Below are 16512 nucleotides of genomic sequence, written 5' to 3'. Positions count from 1 at the left end.
CGCAAGTTTCTGCGGGGCGGAGCTCGTTTCAATAAGCACGACTAACGTGGAAGCGCCGCAGCATTCCCCCACCAAGTTGATTACACCCTGCACTTGGCCTTTTGGTGATAGTACCTTATGCGTCGCTTTCTGCCTTGCGCAACCCATTTCAGTAATCACGACTAACGCAGGCGCACGGCAGCATTCCCCACCAAGCTAATTAAGATAGCCACAATCAAAGTTTTTGCCCACAAAATTCAGCAATCCAGCATCCGTTTCAGACCACCGTAAACAACACTTCTCACCAAGCAAAGGAGAGCACCATGACAAAAAACATCGGTATCGGCTTCTACGCCGGACTTCCACTCACTGACCCAGACGCATTGCAGTATGTAGACTTGCCCATGCCGACCGCCGGCCCCATGGACTTAGTGGTCGCAGTGCAGGCGGTCAGCGTCAACCCTATTGATACTAAGCTACGCGTCAACATATCCGAGTCCGAGGAACCGACCATTCAGGGCTACGACGCTACCGGAACCATCGTTGCAACAGGTCATCAGGTCACGGGCTTTCACGTGGGCGACCGGGTGCTCTACGCCGGTACAACCACGCGCCCCGGTGCCAATCAGCGTTACCACGTGGTGGATGCGCGCATCGCGGCCAAAGCGCCGGCGGGTCCTGACGATGCGGCCCTCGCGGCTTTGCCACTGGTGGGGCTCACGGCCTGGGAACTCCTCTTTGAACGGATGGGCTTCCTCCCCGATGCCGGTGCTAACGCGGGGCAAAGTCTGCTCATCATTAACGGGGCGGGCGGTGTCGGATCCATGATGGCCCAGCTAGCGCACTGGGCCGGGCTCAAAGTCATCGCGACGGCCAGCCCACGCCACTTTGACTGGCTACAACAACACCACGTGGACGTGGCGGTTGATTATCATGACAACCTCATCGAGAGCGTCCAGCGGGCCGGCTTTGCCACCGTGGACGGCGTGGCCATCCTCCACCAGACTGAACCCTACATTATGCCGGCGACCAAACTGGTTGCACCTTTGGGACACGTCGGTGCGCTAGTGACTCCGACCGCACCACTGGACGTCACGTTGCTCAAGAACAAGGCCGCCAGCCTCGACTTTGAGTACATGTTCGCCAAGACTGACAACCAGGTAGACCTCGATTCCCAGGGAGCCATCCTGTTGCGGCTGGCCGGATTACTGGCGGCGGGCACGATTACCAGCGACGTCACCACGAACCTGACACCCATTACCGTTGACAACCTCCGCGAGGCTACTGCCGCGGTGGAAACCGGCCATACCGCCGGCAAAGTAGTGGTCAGTGGTGGCTGGGAGTAATAGTGGTTGAGAGCAAAACAAAGGGACTGACCCACACCCTCCGTACACGGAAGATGTGCGTCAGTCCCTTTTTCGCATGTCAATCTAGGTTGCCTTTATGCGTTAAAAATCAGTTTCAACGAGCTGTTTAGGCCGAATAAGGCACGGGCTCTTTTCATCGCCGGCACGAAACCCGTTGTCTTGCAGTAGACGGTTCAAGTGATCGTCATGACCAACCGCCACGATGCTTTCTACCTGCCGGAAGTACTCGATCATTTCCTGTAGCAAGTGGGCATCAACACCATCTTCCTGGTATTCAGGCAGAACGACCAGTTGATCCAGCAGCAACACGGTGTGCATGTCGGAGACGCCACGCACCATCCCCACAAGCCGACCGTTGTCACGCGCGGTCATCACCGTTGAGTTAGCCAACCCTTCGGCCAAAGTCGCGGCGTTGTCCGCCTCCGCTTGCCAACCAGCACCGCCATACAGTGCCTTAATTTCATGGATGTTCAACCCACGCTCAAACATATACTCAACCATCAAAACGGCCTCCGAAATTATTAGTCGTCATGATTCTACCGCACAAGCGCACAAAGTCCACCCTAATTAATATTTTCATTAGAAAATTACTTACGTTCGTTAGTAATAAAGTCGATGAAATGCACATCATCGTCAAGAACGCCGACGTCGCCATGGAGCGACCAGCTACCATCACTAGCGTTATTGTGCAGTGACAGGTGTGGGTCCAGATAGTCAGAGGAGTACCCTTTGACCAAGACGGGACCGAGGTTACTGTTGATGGTGAGATCGTAATCGCTAGTATCCGCATCGGGTTTGACGATGTTAACGGTAAATTGGGTCTGCATGTGCATCATGGCATGTTGAGAGTAAGGCCCAACACCGTCTTCAAAGGTCAGCAATAGCTTGTTGTCACCCAGGCGGTCTTGAATAAACTTGCTAGTAGCGTCATCAAAACGAATTTCCATATTAATCACCTCTTGCCAAAAGAATAGCGGAAAGCGGTTCCAAAAGCAACACTTATAGTAAACCCACAGGATTATTTGCGCGTCTTTACATTCTTTTAAAATGTCTGTGTTGTTTTCGTCACACTTTCTTCACAATTAGCCGCTAATATAGGGACCATCGAGATGAGGCAATACTTATCCCGATACCCAACCCAACTTTTTTTCATTTTACTCCTCCAAAGTAAAATAGTTGGCCGGTTTACCCGCCGGTCAACAGACCCTTACTCCATGGACTGTCGGCTCAACCCCCGGCAGTCTTTTTGAGTAGTCCCTTAGCGCTTTAGCGCTTAGGGACTGCCACTCGGAGGCTGTGCAAAGCACCGCCGAGAGACTGTGGCGTTTACTGGTTTGACAGCAGTCAAATCCCACAAGGCAGAGTGCCCAGTCATGTAAAGACGACTTCGAGGGTAAATACGAACAAATCATCTTTCTCTACTTAGCCAAAAATCCAGAAAGAAAATAGCACCATCTCCTAACTAATCAGGAAAATTTCCCCGCTACCCCTCAAGCGGTATAAATCTGCAATTATTCCTTGCATATTTTGTCCAACAACGATATTTATCGCAAATTAACAAAAAACCACCGCAAAATCTTCACAATTAGCGACTAGTATAATGAGTGTAGAGATGAGGAACCCAGAACCTCATCTGCTACCTCTTCTTCATAACTGTGGAATTCCCAGATTCCACACCTCCCTCATTTGAGGCCCCGTTCGGACGACGGGGCCTATTTTTTTCTACGCAGTCCCTTTGCGCTTTAGCGCTTAGGGAGTGCTACTCGGAGGCTGTGCGTAAGCACCGCCGAGAGACTGTAGCGTTTACTGACTTGATAGTGGTCAGACCCCAGTCAGTTGTGTGCCCCATCGCTTAGGGTCTGCTAATTGCAAGGCCAGTGTGCAAAGCACAGCCGAGAGACTGGAGCGTTTACTGATTTGACCGCAGTCAGACCTCGCATAGTAGCACACTCCACTGGTACTCTCAACTACCAATGCTCAACAGAAAAAAGCAAAAACGCCCGCCGCAAAGTCAAACAACCTTGCAGTGGGCGTTACCTTTATCCATTGTGCTATAAACCGTTAGTTTCATCTACAACTGATCAACAAACCGCCCAAACGCCTTACGTCCCTTGTCCGTCCGCTTGAACACGCCGGCATCCGCCAATACGCGCGCAAACACGTGCCCGATGGCCTGCTGCAATTGGGTCTCAGCGTTATCGGCAGTCCACGTGTACTGTTCCCGTAGCTGGTCCGCCCACTCTTGGTGCATTACCGCCATGTGGTTCGGTTCACCCAACAGGTATTTGCGCACCTCATCCATCTCGGACAACAAACGGGCTGGTAAAATAGCCAGTCCCATCACTTCGATCAGGCCGATATTTTCCCTTTTGATGTGCTGAACATCCTGGTGTGGGTGGAAAATACCATCCGGATATTTCGCTGACGTCTGATTATCGCGCAAGACAATATCCAGCTGGTAATCATCCCCCATACGCCGCGCAATCGGAGTCACGGTGTGATGTTTAGTGCCGTCGTCAGTCACAGCGAGAATATCCACGGCGGGATCAGAATATTCGGCCCACACCGCGCGAATATGTTCCGCGGCAGCAGCAATACTGCTCCGATTGGCTGACGTCAGGCGAATCACACTCATCGGCCAATTTAAAATTCCCGCTTGTACGTCGGCATAATCCGGCAGGTCGATTACCCGCTCAACTTTGGCCACCGCCATGGGCATCGTATGGCGCCCGCCCTGATAATGTTCGTGTGCCAACATTGAGCCACCGACAATCGGGAGGTCAGCGTTGGACCCCGCAAAGTAGTGTGGCAACCACGTCACAATATCGAGCAAATTCGTAAACGTGCGCGCGTTGATATGCATGGGCTCGTGGACTGCATCCAGAAAAATGGCGTGCTCACTGAAATAGGCGTACGGCGAATACTGCAGCCCCCACGTTTGCCCGCCCAATTCAAAACGCACAATACGGTGATTCGACCGGGCAGGAAAATCAGCCCGCCCAGCATAGCCCTCATTTTCAAGGCAAAGTTGGCACGCCGGGTAACCACTTTGCTGTTGCCGGGCCGCGGCCGCAATATCGCGGGGATCCTTTTCCGGCTTGGACAGGTTAATGGTGATTTCCAAATCGCCAAACTCCGTCGGTGTACGGAATGCAACGTTTTGCGCGATTGCCCGCGTCTGAATATAATTATTGGCCCGTGATAAACTGTAGAACCAATCCGTTGCGGCTTGGGGACTATCCTGATATTTATCATTAAAGGTACTGTTCACTCCGCTTGGCGTTGGCGTAGCAAGGTCCATCAGTCTAGAGCCCAAAATAGCCCGTGCCGATTGCGCATCATCAATGACGCCATTAACAACCGCCGCGTCGATGAGCGCATCCAAATTAGCGAGCGCGTCGTCTTTACCAGGCACATCCGCCGCAGCATCACCAACCATCCCGAGAATACGATTCGTTAAATACACACGATCCATCTCCGTGTACTGCGGGTTGGTTGCCAAAATATATTCACCATGCCGGTCAACTGCAGTTCTCAATTCGCACATCCTTCCACCGTGTGGACCTTTACCAATCTGGTCCGGGAATGCTACCACATTTCCCCGTTATTCGTGCTTATGAAAACGAGCTCCACAGGCCAGAAAGCGACGTCTAAACGGCCTGCTGCGCTCTCTCCCTTAAACGAGCTCCATAGCCCAGAAGACGCCGCATAAGCAACTCTAACCAAAAGGCCAAACCCGGGCCTTTACCAACCTGGTCCGGGAATGCTACCACATTTCCCCGTTATTCGTGCTTATGAAAACGAGCTCCACAGGCCAGAAAGCGACGTCTAAGTAACTATCACCAAAAGGCCAGACCCGGGCCTTTCGGCGATAGTTACTTAGACTCTGCTTTCTAAACGGCCTGCTGCGCTCTCTCCGGCCCGTTCCCAATCTCCGCCACATAAAAGTCCGCGTCATACCCCACTACATCGCGATAATGGTCCCCGACGGCCTGCTTGACGTCCGCAACCGCATCCTTATTGACAATTGCAATTGCACAGCCGCCAAAACCGGCGCCCGTCATCCGCGCTCCCAATACTCCCGGCTGCTGCAAAGCCGTCGTGACCAACGTATCCAACTCAACGCCAGTGACCTCAAAATCATACGCTAAGCTGACGCCAGAGGCCGAAACTAACCGACTAAACCGCTCTAGGTCACCCGCCTTAAGCGCCGTCGCCGCCCAAATCGTACGTTGGTTTTCTACAACCGCGTGGCGCGCCCGCTTAATCAACGTGGCATCGTAAATCAAGTAGCTATACTCGTCAAACGTGTTTTCATCCAGGTCGCCCAAACTTTGTATATCCAATTGCCGCTGCAACCGGGCTAAAGCTTCCTCACATTCACTCCGGCGCTCGTTATATTTGGAATCGGTCAGTTCCCGACGCTTGTTGGTGTTCATAATTAAAATGACATTGTCCTGCAAATCCAAAGGTACGGATTCATACTCCAGCGTGTTCGTATCCATAAACGTTGCGTGCTGGGCGCGACCCATCTCTACCGCAAACTGGTCCATGATGCCCGAGTTCACACCAATGTAATTATTCTCCACTAGCTGACCCATCTTGACCAGCTCAACGGGTTCAAAGCTGAGGCCGAACTCCGCCTGGAGAATCGTCCCGGTCAGCATCTCCAACGACGCGGATGAGGACAGCCCCGCACCATTCGGCAAGTTGCCCTGTATGTATATGTCCAATCCGTGAGTTAACTTAGCACCATGCGCCAGGAGTTCGCGCGCCATCCCCTTCACGTAGTCGGTCCACTGCCCTTCTTTGGGTGTGTCAATCTGGGTCAACGGAATCTCAATCACACCCCGCTCCGCAAAGTTGGCGGAGTAAAGGCGCAGCGCATCCTGGTCATTGGCACCCACCGTAGCGTAGGTCCCTAAACTGATTGCACACGGGAACACGTGACCACCGTTGAAATCCGTATACTCACCAATTAAATTAATCCGGCCCGGCGCAAAGTACGTCGCGTCCGCGCTGTGGCCAAATTGCTGCTGAAAACCTTCAACCAGTTCATTTGTGTCCATAATCGATTCCCCTTATCGTGTGTTTTATCTAACTCTGCCGATTAACGAGCGTACTAGCCAGCGTCGTGCGGGTGGGCGTTTGTATTTGGTCACCAATTAGTGAGTGCAAAGCTTGCACCCCAATGCGCCCCATTTCCTGAGTTGCGACGTGCACGGTACTGAGGGCCGGCGTCAGGTAGCGACCAATGGCCAGGTCATCAAAACCGACCACCGTCACGTCACCCGGCACCTCCAGGTCGGCTTCTTGCAACGCCTTAATTGCCCCAATCGCCATGGTGTCGTTGGCAACAAAGAAGGCGGTGGGCACCTGCGCTCTGGGCGTACTTTGCAACAACGCCCGCATTGTTGCGTACCCGCTTTCGGTTGAAAATTCCCCGGTAGCCACTAACGGCTGGGCACGACTCCCGTCCGTAACCGCCCTAACGAATAAATCGGGCCGCGGGTCGTGCAAAGTCACATGGTCAGTGGTCTGCTCCTGCCCGGCAATCATCCCCATCAGTTGGTGGCCTGCCCCGATAAATCTTTGTGCCACTTGTTTCACCGCAGTGGCGAAGTCCGGGACCACGCAAGTAATACCAGCAGCTAAGACGTCCTGATCAACGACCACTAGGGGCACTGAATGATGCCGTATAGACTCCAATTGCTCATCGCTATACTTGCCCACCGCAATTATCCCGGTAATGTCATGATCCGCCGGTAATGCCTCCCCCGGAAACACTCGCGTTAACTGGTAACCCAGCCGAGCGAGCTCGTTCTCGACGCCCCAGCGAATGGAACGGTAATACAAGTCCCCGTCCTCCTGTGCCTCGGTATACCACAGCATGAGAGCAACAGTACCGCGACTTTGCGACTGCCGGCGTTTATGTTTCGTGTAGTTTAAAGCTTCAGCCGCGGCAAAAATTCGCTGCCTGGTGGACGCCCCGACGGATAGCGTCGTGTCGCCGCTTAATACCCGTGAGACGGTCGCTACAGAAACCGACGCCCGCTCAGCAATGTCCTTCAAAGTTGCGATGGCGCTCCCCCCCTAACATGATTTCACTGTAAACTGATTGAAGTAAAATGTAAACCTTTTCTTTACTAAAATTCAGTAAACTTTTACCACAGTCAACAAAAAATCCGCTACCGCAACAATGCGGCAACGGACACTCTTTGTTTGTTTTAAAATGCGGGATCGTTAGCCCAGTGGTTAATCGGACCAAACTTGTGTCCCACAGCAATCTCATGACCGATTGCGTTAGTGACGAACGCGCGGGCAATCCGAATAGCGCTTTCTACGTCCGTGCCCTTCGCCAACTCGGCCGCAATAACAGCACTGACGGTGTCGCCGGTACCGTTACGCCGGTCGGTGTCAAAGAACTCGGCCGGTAGCCAGAATGACTTGCCGTCTTCGAGCAGAACAAAGTCGTCCACCGTGGTTTGGTCACCGCCGACCCGCTCACCTTTGAGCAGCACGTTCTTGGCGCCCATCGCCTGCAGTTCGTGTGCAGCCTGTTCAATTTCAGCCTTACTGGTTAGCTTGCGGCCAACCAAATGTTCAGCCTCATAGAAGTTAGGGGTCATGACGTCGGCCAGCGGGATCAACCGGGACTTCAGCGTTTCGAATGCGTCAGCCTCCAACAGCAGGTTACCGTGCTTTGTAACAATGACGGGATCCAACACCAGCTGGCCAAAATCATACTTTTCCCAGTTGTCGGCGACCGTATTAATTAAATCGGCATCAGCCAGCATCCCCGTTTTGGCGGCCCGGACGTGCAAGTCATCGGCCAACACCTTAAATTCAGTACTAATAAATGGTAGCGGCATTGTCACACTATCGTGAATACCGTACGAATTGCCTGCCACCGCGGCGGTCAGTACAACTGTGCCGTACACACCGCGCATGAAGAAGCTGTGCAAATCCGCTTCAATTCCGGCGGAACCGTCACTATCGGAACCACCAATTACCATTACCTGTGGGTACTCATTTGCCATCTAGTGCAGCCTCCTCAAAATTAACTGAAATATTGTTACTGAAAAGATGGTGCTTTGATCGTCGAGCTCCCCAAGGCAGAAAGCTGCATGTAACCCGCTCCCACCAAAAGGCCAAACCCGGGCCTTTCGGTGCGAGCACGTTACACTCCGCTTTCTAACCGCCTTGCTCCGCTCTGGTATCAAAAAAGCAGGACTCACGTAGATAATACCCCGTCCTGCCATGAAAAGATAGTCATGTTCGTGTCATTCTGCATGAAATCCACTCACGCTACCATTAATATTCGTTATTAGTTAAAAGCTGGCCGCTTTGGTAGCACTCCCCGTAACCACGTGCCCAAGAACGCGTAGTTGTGAACCAGCTCAACGACCTGTACCGTCGCGTCCGGGTAGCCCAACGAAATGTTACCCTGCTCGGCATCAACCGTCACGGTCAAATCGTTGTGGTCCGGCAGCGCTAGCACGTACTGGCCCTCACGCGTTGTTTCCCGCATGAGGATGGCGTTGTTCGCCGCCGTCACAAACAGCTCGTCCAGCGCCGGGACGTTCTGGTCGCTGTGCACGTTAACGGATAGGGTCAAATTACTCCCCACCAACTCATCCGGAATGGTCGTCGATTCCCACGCCAACCCGTCACCAGGTTCCGACGCCGCACCGAGGTCCATCCAGTCGTGGCCCTCATCGTCATAAACGTGGAAGCTCGCAACCGGATCGTCCGTTTCCACAAAGAGACGAACATTGCCGGGCTCCGTGATGGTGGCACTATTAGTCAGCGGCTTGTCGTTATCAAACTTGGTGCCAAAGGTCAGGCCCGCAACCGGCTGCAGCACGGTTTCATCCACACTACGGAACTGGTATCCCGTCGCGTACAACGCCTTAGTCAACGCACTCAGGGCCTTCATTTCGGATTCGCTATAGTCAATCTGGGGGCCATCCTGGGCCGTAATCTGCAGCAAAGTCGGCAGGTTAGTGGCGACCATATAGCCATCGGTGCTGAGCGGGTCAATAATGCTCATCAGCTCGTGGTTATCACCGTCACTGGCCAAGAACGCCGTAATGGTTGAATGTTCGGAGTCCGTTGCGGTACTTTGCAACCAGAAACGGTCCATAAAGTCGGTTTCGTGCAGGCCCTGGGTCGCGTTAAAGGACTGGACCAGCTTGTTAGCTAGTAACTCCGTGAATTCGTGGATGAGGTTCGTATGCGCCGTATCGTTAGCAGACCAGACCGGGCTACTAGAGAACTGGTTGACCCGTTCCTCGTACTTGAGCGTGGTCCGTGTCCGCGCAGTGGCGGCCTCCATCTGGGTCGTAATGATATCAAGTGTTTCTTTGTCGTTGAGATTAAGCATCGTGACGTCCCCCTTCCCGTGCCTTCAGCGCCTGCATGTAGTCGTCCGGCATGTTGGTGAGGACGTTCGCAAAGTCGGCAACCGTGTCGTACTGCTTCGTGAGCGCCTGGTACTCGTAGTTAGTAACCGCCGCAGCAACCTGTAACTGCCGCTTTTGACTGTCAAATTCCTTGTCAGCCTCGGCTTTGGCCTGATCAAACTGACGCCGCACGCGGTTGATATCCAACCCATTGCCACGACGTTGTGGCTGCCGGGCCGGGCGTGCGGGTGCCGGTTCATCATCGTCCCCGTCTTCATCAGGATCAATGAAGTTCCGCAAGAGTCCCCGTAGGCCGCTACCCGTAGCGCCACTGCTAGCAGCATTGCTGGCAACGCGGCCGCCGGTGCTGGCCTCGCTTTCGCCCGCCTGGTCCGCTTCCAGCATCTCCAACTGGTTGTGAAGGTCCGTGGCGTTCTGGTATACCTGCCGCCGCATGTCCTCCAATTGGTCGTCCAGGTAGGTCGCCTGGTGGTCCGCAAAGCTGGATAGCTGTGGCATGATAGCCCGCTGTTCATCCGTCTGGTGCAAAATGGTGCGGTTAATCACATCCAGACGGCCAAACTGACGGCGGTGGTACCAGTCACCAAAGAAGACCCGCCCATCATCAGTGACGTCAAAGAACGGTACGTGCTCACGCAGCCAGCTTACCAGGCCACTTTGGAGAAAATCCATCAGTTCCTGTTCGGCCTGCTTGTCGTACGCCAATATGTATCCTGGGACGTCGTGTGCATCCAGTCGCAAGTTAGCGGCGGTATCATCAATGCCCTGGTAGATACGGAACGTTGATTGGTCGGCCCACGCCGAGGCAAAATGATCAAAAAAATTCTGTTGGTATTTGAGGCTCGTTTCTACTGACATGTTTTATACCCCATTATTCTTATTGTTCTAATAACACCATTTTACCGCATCTAGACGTGATGACAAGCCCAAACTGCCCGTAACGACGCGGTTTTTCCGGAAAGCTAATTTTTGAGCATGCGCGGTGCCATAACTAAGACGCGGGTAGTGGGTCGCCCGCACCCCGCCCCAACCAAAATTTGCACCCACAAATTACTGGTGAACACTAACAACGGTTGCTGGCAACGGCTTTGCACCCGCGCGAAATGAGCAAAGTGCCCATATGTTGCCCATCATTTGCTCATCTTGCTAGCCAAAGGCGTAAACGCAAATATATACTAGCCTACGGAGCAAGAAACGAAAGGGAGTGTCGGTAGTGTCAACGCAACGTGAGCTCAAACTCAAGTGGTTATTTCTCGGATACCTAATTACCAATACGGGGGCCAGCTTTATATGGCCGTTAACCACCATATACATGCACCAGTACCTGGGCGAAACGTTGACGACAGCCGGCATCGTGCTTTTCTTCAACTCAATGGCGCAGGTGGTGGGCAACATCATCGGTGGCCGCTTATTCGATAAGTGGCGCGAAGACCGCACCATGCTGATTGGGGTCATCCTGGTTAGTACCGCCACCGGGTTGCTGGTGCCGTTCCACGGCTGGCCAGCCTATCCTATTTTTTTGGTCATCAGTGGGTTCGGCAGCGGTATCGTGATGACCGCCATCAACGGCTTTGCTACGCGGATTCAAAACCGACCGGCCAGCTATGTTTTTAACGTGCTGTACTTCACCAGCAACCTCGGCCTGGTCTTCGGGACCTTGGCGGTGGGCTTCGTTCTGCCGCTGGGTATCACCATCGTCTTCGCGCTAGCCTTCGCCATGTACCTATTGTTATTTGCCATCTGGCTGGGCGAATACCGCGGTCGGTCCCAAGTCCGCCACGCGGTTCCCGGTGACGCACCGAAGTCGCGCGTGCACTTCGCCATGCCCGTCATTACCGTTTTAATTACTCTCATTATTGTGTGGGTTTTCTACGAACAGTGGAACAGCAACATCTCCGCCTACATGCTCGGTATGGGGCTCAAAGTCCGCGACTACAGTTTTCTCTGGACCATTAACGCCGTCATCATCGTCACCTTCCAACCCGTCCTCACGTTCTTTGACGACTGGCTATCCAAACACCTCAACGGACGCATCTACAGTGGCATCGCCCTACTCGCTGTGAGTTTCCCACTACTGATTGTGGCGCACCACTACAGTATCTTTATCGCCTCCATGGCCATCCTGACGCTGGGCGAAATCACGGCACTCCCCGCCATTTCGACGTACGTTGACCGCTTTGCACCCGAATCGCAAAAGGGTCGCTACCAAGGCTTCGTCCAGGGGTGTGCTGCTAGTGGTCGTGCTCTGGGACCACTCGTTGGTGCCCTGATTATTGACGGCAGTTCGTACCGAATTCTCTTCATGGCCGCAACCATCATCATTGTGCTCGTAGCGGGTGTGCACGCATTCATCAACCGTACTTGGACCCGTAGTCACACGGTTGATGAATAAGCCGACCAACAACCGTGGACCACAATGCAACTTCCTGTACCTAACGTAATAAGGACGATATTCCTAAGTTCGGGAATATCGTCCTTATTACGTTAGTGCTTGGGAGCTAACCACACTGTGGTCAACCCTCTTTATTCCCGCTAAACTTTTGATAATCGTTAAATTATAAAGAGTTTATAATTTTGCCGACGGACCCCCTGCAGAACGCGCCCAGATGCGTTACCTTGACGGTAGGAAAACGTAAGGGACGGGGAGCGGAACCCAATGAAGAAGATTTTAAACGGCCTAATCGTCCTCGGGGTCGTTATTCTGGCTGTATTCGGGGCGTACAAACTGGATGTCTACCAGCGGCTGCTAAACGCTGGCATTGTGCCCGTGCAGGAGCACGTGCAACTTGATGTACCCTTATTGCGCAAAGACACACCGCCAGCACTGGGCAATGGTAGTGAAGTCACCGCGATGGCAATGCTGCTACAGTATTATGGGTACCACGAGACCAAGAATAACTTATCTGCGAACCTACCACGCGTGCCGTGGACCTTTCCAGACGGCGAGCACGGCAACCCGAACGTGGGCTTCGTCGGCTCAGTCACCGGAGAAAGTTACGGTTTAGGCGCCTACCACCAACCGATGATCCGGCTGGCGCACCACTACACGAATCACGCCAGTGACGTTTCAGGGAGTAGTTTTGACCAAATCGTGCGGATTCTGGCGACGGGACATCCAGTGTGGACGATTACCACCACCACCTTTGCCCCCGTCCATGATTGGCAGCGGTGGGATACGCCGCAGGGCCGCATCAAAATCACCTACTCAATGAACGGGGTCGTCATCACGGGGTACGACCGCGCCCAGAAGCTTATCTACGTCAACGATCCGTATGGTCACAAAAACAAAGCCGTCAACTGGGACAAGTTCCAGGCCGCCTATAACCAGATGGGCCAACAGGCGATTTACATCAAGTAGCAATGGTTAACGAAAGTAACTAATTATGAAAATAGTGTGAATCTAACGCCCCATATGCAATTGTGGGACGTTTTTGTGTTAACGTTGAACCTATCTCATTAAGAACGAGGCAATTCAATGAAACATCCCGTACGTTTGATGGTGACGTTAATCATCACGTTACTAGCCGTGGCGGGGCTACTTTTCTATCGCCAGCAACAAGACAACACTGCGCAAAACAATACCAATCGGGAAAACCAGGCAACGCAACAGAACGCTCCGGTGAAGGGTCACGTCAAGTACAACGTCCCGTTGATTGACCAAATGTCGTCTCCAGCGTTGTACAACGGCTGCGAAGTCACCTCGCTAGCCATGCTGCTACAGTACTACGGTAAAGACGTGTCTAAAAACGACCTGGCGGACGCGATCAAGACGGTGCCGCTCACGTACGACGACGGCGATCACGGCAATCCAAACGTTGGATTTGTGGGTTCGGTCAGCGGTGATACACCGGGGCTGGGCGTTTACCACGGGCCCATCCGTAAGTTAGCCAAGCACTACATCGGCAACGTCACCGACATTTCTGGCAGTAACTTTAGTGCCGTCATCCGCGCGCTCTCATCCGGCCACCCGGTGTGGACCATTACCACCGCCACCTTTGCTAAGGTTGAGGACTTTGAAGAGTGGTCGACGCCACAAGGTGACATTAAGGTGACCTACTCCCAGCACAGCGTCGTGATTACTGGCTACAACAAAGCCAAGCGACTGATTTACATCAACAATCCGTACGGCCAGAAAAACGAGGCCGTAGACTGGGACGACTTTGCGGCCGCCTACAAGCAGATGGGGCAACAGGCCATCTATATTAATCAGGATAAGTAGAAATAAATGCCCGCTACATCAACCGTAGCGGGCATTTTGTGTCACTATTTAACCGCGGCGCAGGCGGAACCAATCCACACATTCCAGGATGGCCATCACCACGAGGTAGCCACCAAAGATACGGAAGGCGACCATCGCCGTACCAAACGGATTGAACAGTAACACGGCTCCCGCAATGATGGTCAACACGCCGTACACAACGGATGGCCAGGCCGGCACGTTCACGTATTCCCGGTCAGCCGTAGCGTTGCGAATTTTGTTCACCCCAAACAGTACCAGCATAACGCCGAGGAAAAAGGGTAACATGCTAATGATAATAGTCGCTAACCCCTCTGCCAGTAACGACAGTACAATCAAAACAATCCCACCGTACAGGCTTCCGCCCCGGTGGCGAATCGCCATGATAAGCTGGTAGATACCCAGAATCAGCAGCAGTAGACCAATAATCGCCACGCTACTGTTAAATACCAGCTTGGGCGCGGCCGCAATGACCACTCCCAGCACGAGCATAACTACCGCGACGCCCATGTTCGGGCCGATTCCGACCCACCGTGAATTGTTTTGCATAAACAACCTCCATCAATACAAATCTGTTTTTTTAGTTTACCACTGTTCGTGATCCCAGGTCCGCCCATCAACCTCGCCATGCGCAACCGTCAACTCGTGGTCCTGTTGGCGGACAAAATCGGCACAGGCGGCCCAAAACAGCTGCTCCTGATACTTTGACGCCTGTTGCTGGTTGGTCCGGACCCGCGTCAACAACCAGGTCGTCCGCTCCGCCTGTGCTTGATTCTCGACATCGTCCATCAGTCATCACTCCCCCGTCGTAAATCCCCGACCACACCACGTAGTTGCCCCAAGTCATCGTCGCGATCCGTCAGCTCAGTAGCGATTAGTTCGTCGCCCAGGGCCGCTGCTCGTTGCGCGAACCACGCGGCCATTTCCTCGGGTGCCCCGGGGTGACGCATACTGAGCAATTGCCGGTAACGAATATACGTCTGCGTACGTTCCTGGTCGTCCTGGTGTGCAAAGTCGTTGATGTACACCGCCGGCACGACCACCATGCCGGCTTTGCGTGCTAACGCCCAGAATGGTGCCATCAGTTCATCTAGTGAGACCTTTTCCAGACCACCGACACGAAACGCCGCATCGGGGTGACCAGTTGTCACAACCAACGCCAGATCCTTGCCGCTCAAGGTTGCATCACGCCCAACACTGACGTGACGGTCGGTCCACTCCTCATCGAGCCACGCCCATAAGCTAGCAGGCGCGCTATACCAGTAGAGCGGAAACTGCAGGATGATGCGGTCCGCCGTCACAACTTTGTCCCAGAGCTCGTGACGGCCAGCAGCGGGCAGCTCGTCAAGGGCCACCAACTCGTTGTCAGACTCCAGTGCGGCAGTGGCGGCCAGGAAGCTCTGCGTGCTGCTGGCCGCAATGTCCGGATGACTCACGATGATTAAAGTACGCATAACAACCCCCTGTTATAAAAACACTATGCACATTGTAGCATTAGCATGGGTGCGTAAACTAGTCGTAAGTAACGCAAAGGCGCCGCTGCTAGTCGCCCCCAATGGGTAACTAACAACGACGCTATTTGTGTGGAGTAAACGACTAATCTTCGTCGTCGCGGCGTTTCTTGTAACCAACCAGTCCGAGCAACATGCCCAGAACGGTCAGACCAATCCACGAAGCCGCAGACTCGTGGTCGTCACCGGTTTGTGGTAACGAGCGCGCAGCCTTAGTTGGTGCAGGTGTAGTTGTACCGCCAGTTTGTGGCAAGCTCCGTGCCGTCGTCGTGGCCACACTGCCGCCTGTCTGTGGTAGTACGTGCCGCGGCGTCGTGTGGTAAACCACCGTCACGGACATATCACTGGCAGCCTTGCTAAACGTCATGGCCTCCACGATGGTACGGTCAGGTGTCATCCCGGCAATAGTAGGTACACCGACAGCTGCAAAGCCGTTGGTACCAACCGCAATCCAAGCTCCGTACGTCACTTGTGGGTTGTCGGGGTTCGTAAAGTCGACTTTGGCCGTCCGTTCGTAGTGGATGCTTTCCACCGCGTCGGGCGCAACCGTCCGCCCGAAGCCATCAACGAAGTGCACCGTCCGGGTCGCAGTCATTTGCAAATCACCAGCGGTCAAACCGCCTGGATAGCGCGGACTGTCTGGGTTATCCGGATTGAGCAGGTCACCGGTTGTCTTGGTGTTCGTCAGGTCAATATTCTGAACGGTTGGAAAGTAAGTCACAACCAGGCTGATTGGGAACGGTCCTGCATCAGCCATAACACCGGTTGCTGACCGGTCAGGTGTCAGCCCCTTAACAGTTGGACTAGCAACCGATGCAAAGGTGCCATCGCCAGTCGCCGGTGTCCACGCTCCGTAACGTACGGTTGGCGTTGCGGTACTAATATCAACCGTTGCCGTCCGTACAAAGTGAATTGTCTGCCGACTGCTGGTAGCCACCGTTTGGCCATTCTGGTCCACATAACGCACAGTTTCCGTGGCCGTCCGGTTCAGG

Annotated in this window: 16 protein-coding genes; 4 read left to right on the top strand and 12 right to left on the bottom strand. The window is 53.7% G+C overall.

The window, feature by feature from the left end:
- Window positions 1-302: 302 nt before the first annotated feature.
- Window positions 303-1325: a zinc-binding alcohol dehydrogenase family protein gene (locus tag LPA02S_RS06950; protein ID WP_056956268.1), complete on the top strand. Its 1023-nt coding sequence runs from the start codon at window positions 303-305 to the stop codon at window positions 1323-1325.
- Window positions 1326-1427: 102 nt separating this feature from the next.
- Here LPA02S_RS06950 and LPA02S_RS06945 read toward each other — a convergent pair whose 3' ends face one another.
- From LPA02S_RS06945 to LPA02S_RS06910, 8 genes are all read right to left on the bottom strand, one after another.
- On the bottom strand, window positions 1428-1847 hold the full coding sequence (locus LPA02S_RS06945) for a GNAT family N-acetyltransferase (RefSeq protein ID WP_056956270.1): 420 nt from the start codon (window positions 1845-1847) through the stop codon (window positions 1428-1430).
- Between the two features lie 86 nt (window positions 1848-1933).
- Window positions 1934-2293 (bottom strand): iron-sulfur cluster biosynthesis family protein, encoded by a 360-nt coding sequence (locus LPA02S_RS06940; protein ID WP_054649712.1) that lies wholly within the window; start codon window positions 2291-2293, stop codon window positions 1934-1936.
- A 1124-nt stretch (window positions 2294-3417) separates the two neighbouring features.
- Entirely contained in the window at window positions 3418-4884 is a 1467-nt protein-coding gene (locus LPA02S_RS06935) for a UDP-glucose--hexose-1-phosphate uridylyltransferase (protein WP_225354986.1), read from the bottom strand.
- Window positions 4885-5239: 355 nt separating this feature from the next.
- Window positions 5240-6415 carry a galactokinase gene (locus tag LPA02S_RS06930; protein WP_054649710.1) on the bottom strand — a complete coding sequence of 392 codons (1176 nt, stop codon included), beginning with the start codon at window positions 6413-6415 and terminating at the stop codon, window positions 5240-5242.
- 28 nt (window positions 6416-6443) lie between these two features.
- Window positions 6444-7418 carry a LacI family DNA-binding transcriptional regulator gene (locus LPA02S_RS06925; protein ID WP_082405348.1) on the bottom strand — a complete coding sequence of 325 codons (975 nt, stop codon included), beginning with the start codon at window positions 7416-7418 and terminating at the stop codon, window positions 6444-6446.
- A 155-nt stretch (window positions 7419-7573) separates the two neighbouring features.
- Window positions 7574-8386, bottom strand: a complete 813-nt coding sequence (gene thiD, locus LPA02S_RS06920; RefSeq protein WP_054649706.1) for a bifunctional hydroxymethylpyrimidine kinase/phosphomethylpyrimidine kinase — start codon at window positions 8384-8386, stop codon at window positions 7574-7576.
- 287 nt (window positions 8387-8673) lie between these two features.
- Window positions 8674-9732 carry a hypothetical protein gene (locus LPA02S_RS06915; RefSeq protein ID WP_054649704.1) on the bottom strand — a complete coding sequence of 353 codons (1059 nt, stop codon included), beginning with the start codon at window positions 9730-9732 and terminating at the stop codon, window positions 8674-8676.
- Window positions 9725-10630 (bottom strand): hypothetical protein, encoded by a 906-nt coding sequence (locus LPA02S_RS06910; protein ID WP_056956274.1) that lies wholly within the window; start codon window positions 10628-10630, stop codon window positions 9725-9727. The genes LPA02S_RS06915 and LPA02S_RS06910 overlap by 8 nt, the downstream gene beginning before the upstream one ends.
- A gap of 355 nt (window positions 10631-10985) precedes the next feature.
- On the opposite strand from LPA02S_RS06910, the gene LPA02S_RS06905 reads away from it, so the two are divergent.
- The 3 genes from LPA02S_RS06905 to LPA02S_RS06895 all read left to right on the top strand — a co-directional run bounded on the left by LPA02S_RS06905 (window position 10986) and on the right by LPA02S_RS06895 (window position 13991).
- The gene (locus tag LPA02S_RS06905) at window positions 10986-12164 is read left to right on the top strand and encodes an MDR family MFS transporter (RefSeq protein WP_225354985.1); all 1179 of its coding nucleotides are present in this window, start codon (window positions 10986-10988) and stop codon (window positions 12162-12164) included.
- A gap of 264 nt (window positions 12165-12428) precedes the next feature.
- Complete coding sequence (locus LPA02S_RS06900) at window positions 12429-13130, top strand: C39 family peptidase (RefSeq protein WP_056956278.1); 702 nt, start codon at window positions 12429-12431, stop codon at window positions 13128-13130.
- Between the two features lie 117 nt (window positions 13131-13247).
- Window positions 13248-13991, top strand: coding sequence for a C39 family peptidase (locus tag LPA02S_RS06895; RefSeq protein ID WP_054649700.1), 744 nt, complete (start codon window positions 13248-13250; stop codon window positions 13989-13991).
- Window positions 13992-14039: 48 nt separating this feature from the next.
- Here LPA02S_RS06895 and LPA02S_RS06890 read toward each other — a convergent pair whose 3' ends face one another.
- From LPA02S_RS06890 to LPA02S_RS06875, 4 genes are all read right to left on the bottom strand, one after another.
- Window positions 14040-14558: a DUF308 domain-containing protein gene (locus tag LPA02S_RS06890; RefSeq protein WP_054649698.1), complete on the bottom strand. Its 519-nt coding sequence runs from the start codon at window positions 14556-14558 to the stop codon at window positions 14040-14042.
- A 36-nt stretch (window positions 14559-14594) separates the two neighbouring features.
- Window positions 14595-14798 (bottom strand): hypothetical protein, encoded by a 204-nt coding sequence (locus LPA02S_RS06885; protein WP_054649696.1) that lies wholly within the window; start codon window positions 14796-14798, stop codon window positions 14595-14597.
- Window positions 14798-15463, bottom strand: coding sequence for an NAD(P)H-dependent oxidoreductase (locus LPA02S_RS06880; RefSeq protein ID WP_054649694.1), 666 nt, complete (start codon window positions 15461-15463; stop codon window positions 14798-14800). The genes LPA02S_RS06885 and LPA02S_RS06880 overlap by 1 nt, the downstream gene beginning before the upstream one ends.
- Before the next feature lie 142 nt (window positions 15464-15605).
- Window positions 15606-16512, bottom strand: a 907-nt coding sequence (locus LPA02S_RS06875) for a mucin-binding protein (protein WP_156471001.1), incomplete at its 5' end; no start/stop codon positions are given.

Origin of the sequence: Lacticaseibacillus pantheris DSM 15945 = JCM 12539 = NBRC 106106 (genome assembly GCF_001591865.1) — a bacterium.
Classification (GTDB): Bacteria; Bacillota; Bacilli; order Lactobacillales; family Lactobacillaceae; genus Lacticaseibacillus; species Lacticaseibacillus pantheris.
This window is presented reverse-complemented; position numbering and strand designations above follow the sequence as displayed.

Coding starts and splice junctions, on each gene's coding strand:
- LPA02S_RS06885 (WP_054649696.1), bottom strand. CDS start 14,798: ATGGACGATGTCGAGAATCAAGCACAGGCGGAGCGGACGACCTGGTTG.
- LPA02S_RS06915 (WP_054649704.1), bottom strand. CDS start 9,732: ATGCTTAATCTCAACGACAAAGAAACACTTGATATCATTACGACCCAG.
- LPA02S_RS06890 (WP_054649698.1), bottom strand. CDS start 14,558: ATGCAAAACAATTCACGGTGGGTCGGAATCGGCCCGAACATGGGCGTC.
- LPA02S_RS06930 (WP_054649710.1), bottom strand. CDS start 6,415: ATGGACACAAATGAACTGGTTGAAGGTTTTCAGCAGCAATTTGGCCAC.
- LPA02S_RS06950 (WP_056956268.1), top strand. CDS start 303: ATGACAAAAAACATCGGTATCGGCTTCTACGCCGGACTTCCACTCACT.
- LPA02S_RS06900 (WP_056956278.1), top strand. CDS start 12,429: ATGAAGAAGATTTTAAACGGCCTAATCGTCCTCGGGGTCGTTATTCTG.
- LPA02S_RS06880 (WP_054649694.1), bottom strand. CDS start 15,463: ATGCGTACTTTAATCATCGTGAGTCATCCGGACATTGCGGCCAGCAGC.
- LPA02S_RS06945 (WP_056956270.1), bottom strand. CDS start 1,847: ATGGTTGAGTATATGTTTGAGCGTGGGTTGAACATCCATGAAATTAAG.
- LPA02S_RS06910 (WP_056956274.1), bottom strand. CDS start 10,630: ATGTCAGTAGAAACGAGCCTCAAATACCAACAGAATTTTTTTGATCAT.
- thiD (WP_054649706.1), bottom strand. CDS start 8,386: ATGGCAAATGAGTACCCACAGGTAATGGTAATTGGTGGTTCCGATAGT.
- LPA02S_RS06940 (WP_054649712.1), bottom strand. CDS start 2,293: ATGGAAATTCGTTTTGATGACGCTACTAGCAAGTTTATTCAAGACCGC.
- LPA02S_RS06895 (WP_054649700.1), top strand. CDS start 13,248: ATGAAACATCCCGTACGTTTGATGGTGACGTTAATCATCACGTTACTA.